Below are 7,021 nucleotides of genomic sequence, written 5' to 3'. Positions count from 1 at the left end.
CACAACCTGCGGCGCCTCTTCACCACCAGCACAGCGACCACCCAGCCAGCATGACCCGGGCACACCCCCCGACTCACACATCCTCCCCATAGTCACGCCATCACCACACCGGACCCCAAAGCGCAACAGCCTCCAGGGCACCGTGAGGGTGCCCCTCACGGGTGACGTCGGTGACCACTGGCCACTGGCCGCGACCGTGATCTCACCGCGTGGCCGACCGGCGTTCGCCGACCGTGCACACTGGGGCGAGACTGGTGTCGCGGTGCGACAGGAAGGCGGCAGGCGATGAGGGCGACGATCGACCGTACGGACGAGTCGGGAGTGCTGGCGGAGCTCGTCGAGGGAGTGCACGGCGTGGTCGCCAGGAACCTGCCCGCCGACGAGGCCTCGGGCCTGGTCGCCGAGCAGCTCCGGCTGCACCTGCCGAAGGCCGACCTGCTCACGCCGGAGCAGCGCACCGGCGACCCCGCGAGGTACGTGCAGCACATCCTGTACGTCGCCGACGACGGCAGCTTCTCGATCGTGGCGCTGGTCTGGCTCCCGGGCCAGGAGACCGCGATCCACGACCATGTCTCATGGTGCGTGGTCGGCGTCGCGCAGGAGCAGGAGTCCGAGACGCTATACCGGCTGTGCACCGACTGTGCCGCACCGCACCTGGTGGCCACCGGCACGCACCAGAACCCCACGGGCGCGGTGTGCGGCTTCGCCCCGCCGGGTGACATCCACAAGGTGCGCAACTGCAGCGACCGCACCGCGGTCTCGATCCACGTCTACGGCGCCGACATCTCGGTGCTCGGCTCGAGCGTCCGGCGCAGCTACGACCACCCGGTGCGCCCCTGCGCGTGACCGGCGTGGTCCGCGTTGAGCACGTGAACCACCGCTGCACATCGCGATTCGGGGGTTCCCATCGGATGCAGCATGTGTGAACCCCGACTCGCGATGTCCAACGCCACGGCCTGCCCCACCGGTTAGCTCCCGGTGACGGTACCGGAGTCAACGCCCGTGCCAGGACCCGTCAGGGGCACCCTCACCGTGCCTGGACACGGTGAGGGTGCCGCTCACGGGGTGCTCGGTCGCCGCCCCATGGTGGAAGGAACGTGACCGGGCGCTAGCCCTGGTGCAGGTTGACGAGGTTGCCGCAGGTGTCCTCGAAGATCGCGTCGGTGCCGCCGTACTCCATCGTCGTGGGTGGCAGCGTGAACGCGACGCCGGCGGCGCGCAGGCGTTCGTAGTCGCCCTGGATGTCGTCGGTGGTGAACGACATCGCCGGCTGACCCGCGTCGTGCACATGCTTCTGGAACGCCCGGGCGTCCTCGTCGGGGAGGCCGAGCAGCAGTTCGGGTCCTTCCTGGTCGTCCGGTGAGGCCACGGTGAGCCACCTCGCGCCGGGTCCGTAGGCGGCGTCGGTCCGCTCCACGAAACCGAGCTTCTCCGTGTAGAACGCCTTCGCAGCGTCCTGGTCGGTCACGAAGATCTGGGCGAACGCGATACGCATGTCGGGTCTCCTCCCTCGGTGGGTGCCCACGACCGTAGGTCACCCACGGCCCGCATGCTTCTCCGAGCTTGCGCCCCTCAGAGATCGAGACCGAGGTCGAGGGCAGGGGCGGAGTGCGTCAGCGCGCCGACCGCGAGGTAGTCGACGCCGGTCTCGGCGTACGCGCGCGCCCGGTCGAGGGTGAGGCCGCCGGAGACCTCGAGTCGGGTGCCCGTGCCCGCCGCGCGGCGGACGGCCTCGACGCAGTCGGCGACGGTGAAGTTGTCGAGGAGCACGAGCTCGACGTCGAGGGCGAGTGTCTCGTCGAGCTGGGCGAGCGTGTCGACCTCGACCTCGTACCAGAGGTCGGGCGCCCTGGTGCGTACGGCCTCGACGGCGGCGGTGATCGAGCCGGCGGCGGCGACGTGGTTGTCCTTGACCAGGACGGCGTCGCCGAGTCCGAGGCGGTGGTTGACGCCGCCGCCGCAGCGCACGGCGTACTTCTCCAGCGACCGTAGGCCGGGCAGCGTCTTGCGGGTGTCGCGGACGGCGCACCCGGTGCCGGCGACGGCGTCGACCCACGCGGCGGTCACGGTGGCGACGCCGGAGAGGTGGCCGACGAAGTTCAGCAGTGTGCGCTCCGCGGTGAGCAGGCCGCGAGTGGGGGCCTCGATCTCGGCGACCGGCACGCCCGTACGCACGCGGTCGCCGTCGGACGCGGCGGGACGGAGCTCGGCCGCGCCCCGGCCGAGCACCTCGGCGAGGACGACCGCTGCCACCGGCAGGCCCGCGAGGATCCCGTCGCGCCGGGGCGTCAGCCGTCCGACGGAACGGGCGCCGGTCGGGACGGTGGCCTCGGTCGTGACGTCGGGTCCGTGTCGCAGGTCCTCGTCGAGGGCCGCGCGTACGGCCCGCGAGACGTCGGCGGCGTCGGGACCGGTGCCGGTCTGCTCCGTGGTGAGCTGGTGTGTCGTCACCGCCGTGCTCCCGTCGGTGTCAGGGCTCGCATCGAGCGGTCGTCGGTGGGGTCGGCGAGCTCCACGGCCATGCCGTGCCGCCACGCGTCGCCGGTGTGCGGGGCGTCGTGCCGGACGTGGCAGCCGCGGGTCTCACGCCGCTCCCTCGCCGCGAACGTGAGGGCGCGGGCGACCAGGGTGAGCGCCGCGTCGGCGGCGTGCTCGGGTGCCGACGTGGCGCGAGGCGTCGCCCGGTCGAGCAACGCGTCGACCTCGTCGAAGCCCGCGGCGTCGCGTCCCAGGGCGAGCCGGCGGCTCGCCGTCCGCTGCAGCTCGCCCCGGTCGACGGCGGGGAGCGTCTCGGGGACGTGGGGCGTGCCGCCGTCGCGGGCCGCACGTCGCTCGCGCGCCACCGCCAGCGCCGCCCAGGTGCCCGTGACGAGTCCCTCGACGAGGCTGTTGGACGCGAGCCGGTTGGCGCCGTGCAGCCCGGTGCGCGCCACCTCGCCCGCGGCGTAGAGGCCGGGTACGGACGTGCGGCCCTCGGCGTCGACGTCGACGCCGCCGCACAGGTAGTGGGCCGCCGGGGTGACGGGGATGGGCGTGCGGGTCGGGTCGACGCCGATCTCGCGGCACGACGCGAACACGGTGGGGAAGCGCTCGGCGAAGTCGTCGAGCCCCGTCGCGTCGAGCCACACGTGGTCGGTGCCGGTCTCGTTGAGGTGCCTGGTGATCGCGGTCGCCACGACGTCACGCGGAGCCATGTCGGCGAGTGGATGGACGCCCGCCATGAGTCGCGCGCCGTCGTCGTCGACGAGCACGCCGCCCTCGCCGCGCACCGCTTCGGTGACGAGCGGCCGCTGCCCGCCCGGCCCACCGGTCCACAGCGCGGTCGGGTGGAACTGGACGAACTCCAGGTCGGCCACCCGCGCCCCCGCACGCAGCGCGAGCGCGAGGCCGTCGCCGGTCGCCACGGGCGGGTTGGTCGTCGACGCGTACAGCTGGCCGAGCCCGCCCGTCGCGAGGAGGACGGCGCCCGCGGGGACGAACGTCGTGCGGCCCGTGCCGTCGACGAGTACGGCGCCGGTGATCCCGCGCTCGTCGCGGCCGAGCGAGAGGACGCTGTGGTGCGGGAGGACCGCGGTCTGGTCGGCGCGCGTGGCCTCGACGAGGGCGCGCTCGACCTCGGCGCCGGTGGCATCGCCGCCGGAGTGGATGACGCGGAACGCGCTGTGCCCGCCTTCGCGGGTGCGCGCGAGGTGCCCGTCCGCCCCGCGGTCGAACGCCGCTCCGCGCCCCCGCAGCCGGCGGACCGCCGCGGGTCCCTCGGTGAGGATCGCGCGGACGGCGGTCTCGTCGCACAGTCCCGCGCCGGCGACGATCGTGTCGCGCACATGGGCGTCGACGCTGTCGCCGGTCTCGTCGCCGAGCACCACGCTGATGCCGCCCTGGGCCCAGCGGGTGTTGCCGTCGGGGAGCCCGGCCTTGGTGACCAGCAGCGTGCGCAGCCCGAGCGCCCGGGCCTCGAGGACGGCCGTCAGCCCGGCGACACCGCTGCCCACGACCACCAGGTCGACGGGCGCGAGCCGTACGGGCGTCACTCCCCGCCCCCCGGACGGCCGATCGCGATCATCCGGCGGACGGCGTCGCGCGCACGCTCCGCGATCGCGGGTGCGACGTCGACCTCGTCGACGCCCTCGCGCAGGGAACGGAGCAGGGCGTCGGGGGTGATCATCTTCATGTAGCGGCAGCTGGCCCGGTCGTTGACCGGGCGGAAGTCGACGTCGGGCGCGGCCTTCCTGAGCTGGTGCAGCATGCCCACCTCGGTCGCGACGAGCACGCTGCTCGCGCGGGTCGAGCGCGCGGCGTCGAGCATGCCGCCGGTGGAGAGGATGCGCACCCGGTCGCCGGGCACCGTGCCGGCCTCGGCGAGGTAGAGCGCCGAGGTGGCGCAGCCGCACTCGGGGTGGACGTACAGCTCGGCATCGGGGTCGGCCGCCGCCCGTGCGGCGAGGGTGCCGCCGTCGATGCCCGCGTGCACGTGGCACTCGCCGTGCCAGACGTGGATGTTCTCGCGGCCGGTCACCCGCCTGACGTGGGCGCCGAGGAACACGTCGGGCAGGAACAGGATCTCCCGGTCGGCCGGGATCGACCGCACGACGTCGACCGCGTTGGACGACGTGCAGCAGATGTCGGTCTCGGCCTTCACCTCGGCGGTGGTGTTGACGTACGAGACGACCACGGCGCCGGGGTGCTCGGCCTTCCAGGCGCGCAGCTGGTCGGCGGTGATGGAGTCGGCGAGCGAGCAGCCGGCGCGGGCGTCGGGGATCAGGACGGTCTTGTCGGGGGCGAGGATCTTCGCCGTCTCGGCCATGAAGTGGACACCGCAGAACACGATCGTGCCGGCGTCGGCCTCGGCCGCGAGGCGGGAGAGCGCGAGGGAGTCGCCGACGTGGTCGGCGACGTCCTGGATCTCCGGCACCTGGTAGTTGTGCGCGAGCAGGACGGCGTCGCGTTCGGCGGCGAGCCTGCGGACCTCCGCGGCCCAGTGCGCTTCGTCCCACCCGGCCCCGGCGAGGGTGCCGCGGGTGGCCGTCTCCGTCATCGTCATGCCTCCTCGTCGGCGTCTCCCGCGTGTCGTGAGGCGCCAGTCGACGTTTTCGTCTTATAGTCGAAAACGTGTCAGATACTAGCACTCAGGCGGGCCTGGCTGTTCACGAAGTCCTCGCGGCCGTACTCAGCGTCCGCGACGGTCAGCTCCACGTACTGCTCTGGCAGCGGGCCCAGGACCCCCACCACGGGCGGTGGGCGCTGCCCGGCGGAGTGCTGGGGGAACGCGAGGACGTCCGGACGTCGGTGCTGCGTCAGCTGGCCGAGAAGGTCGACGTCCGCGAGGTCGCCCACCACGAGCAGCTCGCCGTGTTCTCGGCGCCCGAACGGCGGCCGGGGCCGCGCCGGCTGGCCACCGCCTTCCTCGGCCTGGTGCCGAGCGACGCCGACCCGCGGCTGCCGTCCGACACCGCCTGGTGCCCCACCCACCGGCTGCCGCCGACGGCGTTCGACCACGGCGCGATCGTCGCGGGCGCCGTCGAGCGCATGCGCGCGAAGCTCTCGTACACCAACATCGGCTTCGCCCTCGCGCCGCCGGAGTTCACGATCTCGACCCTGCGGGTGCTGTACGCCGCTGCGCTCGGCTACGACGTCGACGCCACCAATCTGCAGCGCTTCCTCGCCCGCCGCGGCCAGCTGGAGCCGACCGGCGGCGCCGCGGTCCCCGGCCCCGCAGGCGGTCGGCCCGCGTCCCTCTACCGCTTCCGTGCCCGCCGCCTCCAGGTGACGGACGAGTTCGTCGCCTTCCGCCCGCCCCGCTGACGGGTCAGCGGCTCACCCACCTACCCGCCCTCATCACGCCGCGGATCTCCAGGTCATCGGGGTCGAGGACGACGAGGTCGGCGCGCTTGCCCTTCTCGAGGCTGCCGAGCTCGTCCGCCAGGCCGAGCGCACGCGCCGGCATGAGCGAGGCGGCCACGGACACCGCCGGCCAGTCGAGGCCGACATCGCGCACGGCGCGGCGGACAGCCGCCGCCATGGTCAGGGTGCTGCCGGCGATGGTGTCGGTGCCGGCGAGCGTGGCGGTGTCGCCGGCGACGGTGATCCGCATGCTGCCGAGCTGGTACGTGCCGTCGCCCATGCCCGCTGCGCCCATGGCGTCGGTGACGAGCGCCGCGCGACTGGTCGCCGCGACGTACGCCACCGTGGCGCCGGCGAGGTGGACGCCGTCGTTGATGAGCTCGCACGTGACGTCGGGCGCCGCGAGGCACGCGAGCACCGGGCCCGGCTCCCTGTGGTGCACCGGGCGCATGCCGTTGAAGAGGTGCGTCGCGACGCTCGCGCCGGCGTCGATCGCCGCCCGGGTCTCGTCGTACGTGGCGTCGGTGTGTCCGACGGCGGCGACGACGCCGGCCGCGACCGCGCGCGCGACCAGGTCGGTGGCGCCGGGCAGTTCAGGTGCGAACGTCATCATCCGCGCATGGCCGGCGGCGGCGTCGACCATGCGGGCGAACGCGTCGGGGTCGGGAGCGCGCAGGTGCGCGGGGTCCTGCGCGCCGCACCGCGCGGCCGAGAGGAAGGGACCCTCGAAGTGCACGCCGGCGACGACGCCCTCCGCCGCGAGGCCGCCGAGGACCGACGCGTGCGCGACGAGGGTCTCGACGGGTGCGGTCACGAGGCTCGCCAGCATCGTCGTCGTCCCGTGTGCGAGGTGGAACGCGGCGACCGTACGGGCCTCCGCCTCGTCGCCCACCGTGAACGCCGCCCCGCCGCCGCCGTGGCAGTGGAGGTCGACGAAGCCGGGGAGCACGTAGGCGCCGCCGAGGTCGAACGTCTCACCGTCACCCTCGGTCGTATCCGGCACGCCCGGGTCCTCCGGCACGACGTGGGCCAGCCGGTCGCCCGCCACCTCGATACGTCCCGGCGTGACACCGCCGGGCAGCACGAGCCTGGCACCGGTCAGTACTCTCATCAGCCGTCCTCCCAGGTCAGGGGCCGAATCTCCAGGGTCTGGAAAGAAACGGTCGCGCCGAGGCGTAGT

7 protein-coding genes are annotated in these 7,021 nt (G+C 73.7%); 2 read left to right on the top strand and 5 right to left on the bottom strand.

Annotated elements, in window-relative coordinates; all coding sequences use genetic code 11:
- The first annotated feature begins 285 nt into the window (after window positions 1–285).
- On the top strand, window positions 286–846 hold the full coding sequence (locus GEV10_05485; GenBank protein MQA77923.1) for a cysteine dioxygenase: 561 nt from the start codon (window positions 286–288) through the stop codon (window positions 844–846).
- A 262-nt stretch (window positions 847–1,108) separates the two neighbouring features.
- On the opposite strand, the gene GEV10_05480 is transcribed toward GEV10_05485, so the two are convergent.
- From GEV10_05480 to nadA, 4 genes are all read right to left on the bottom strand, one after another.
- Window positions 1,109–1,495 carry a VOC family protein gene (locus GEV10_05480; GenBank protein MQA77922.1) on the bottom strand — a complete coding sequence of 129 codons (387 nt, stop codon included), beginning with the start codon at window positions 1,493–1,495 and terminating at the stop codon, window positions 1,109–1,111.
- 77 nt (window positions 1,496–1,572) lie between these two features.
- Complete coding sequence (locus GEV10_05475) at window positions 1,573–2,451, bottom strand: carboxylating nicotinate-nucleotide diphosphorylase (protein ID MQA77921.1); 879 nt, start codon at window positions 2,449–2,451, stop codon at window positions 1,573–1,575.
- A complete protein-coding gene (locus GEV10_05470; GenBank protein MQA77920.1) occupies window positions 2,448–3,998 on the bottom strand; it encodes an L-aspartate oxidase in 1,551 nt (516 codons plus the stop codon). The genes GEV10_05475 and GEV10_05470 overlap by 4 nt, the downstream gene beginning before the upstream one ends.
- Before the next feature lie 29 nt (window positions 3,999–4,027).
- Window positions 4,028–5,035: a quinolinate synthase NadA gene (nadA, locus tag GEV10_05465; protein ID MQA77919.1), complete on the bottom strand. Its 1,008-nt coding sequence runs from the start codon at window positions 5,033–5,035 to the stop codon at window positions 4,028–4,030.
- A gap of 74 nt (window positions 5,036–5,109) precedes the next feature.
- On the opposite strand from nadA, the gene GEV10_05460 reads away from it, so the two are divergent.
- A complete protein-coding gene (locus GEV10_05460) occupies window positions 5,110–5,802 on the top strand; it encodes an NUDIX domain-containing protein (GenBank protein ID MQA77918.1) in 693 nt (230 codons plus the stop codon).
- 4 nt (window positions 5,803–5,806) lie between these two features.
- On the opposite strand, the gene nagA is transcribed toward GEV10_05460, so the two are convergent.
- Window positions 5,807–6,952 carry an N-acetylglucosamine-6-phosphate deacetylase gene (nagA, locus tag GEV10_05455; GenBank protein MQA77917.1) on the bottom strand — a complete coding sequence of 382 codons (1,146 nt, stop codon included), beginning with the start codon at window positions 6,950–6,952 and terminating at the stop codon, window positions 5,807–5,809.
- Between the last annotated feature and the right edge of the window lie 69 nt (window positions 6,953–7,021).

It is taken from the genome of Streptosporangiales bacterium (assembly GCA_009379955.1).
Classification (GTDB): Bacteria; Actinomycetota; Actinomycetes; order Streptosporangiales; family WHST01; genus WHST01.
Note: the sequence above shows the minus strand (reverse complement) of the source record. Positions and strands in the feature narration are given on the sequence as shown.

What these genes read in the sequence shown, in the direction of transcription:
- GEV10_05485 (MQA77923.1), top strand. Translation starts at nt 286, where the DNA reads ATGAGGGCGACGATCGACCGTACGGACGAGTCGGGAGTGCTGGCGGAG.
- nagA (MQA77917.1), bottom strand. Translation starts at nt 6,952, where the DNA reads ATGAGAGTACTGACCGGTGCCAGGCTCGTGCTGCCCGGCGGTGTCACG.
- nadA (MQA77919.1), bottom strand. Translation starts at nt 5,035, where the DNA reads ATGACGGAGACGGCCACCCGCGGCACCCTCGCCGGGGCCGGGTGGGAC.
- GEV10_05480 (MQA77922.1), bottom strand. Translation starts at nt 1,495, where the DNA reads ATGCGTATCGCGTTCGCCCAGATCTTCGTGACCGACCAGGACGCTGCG.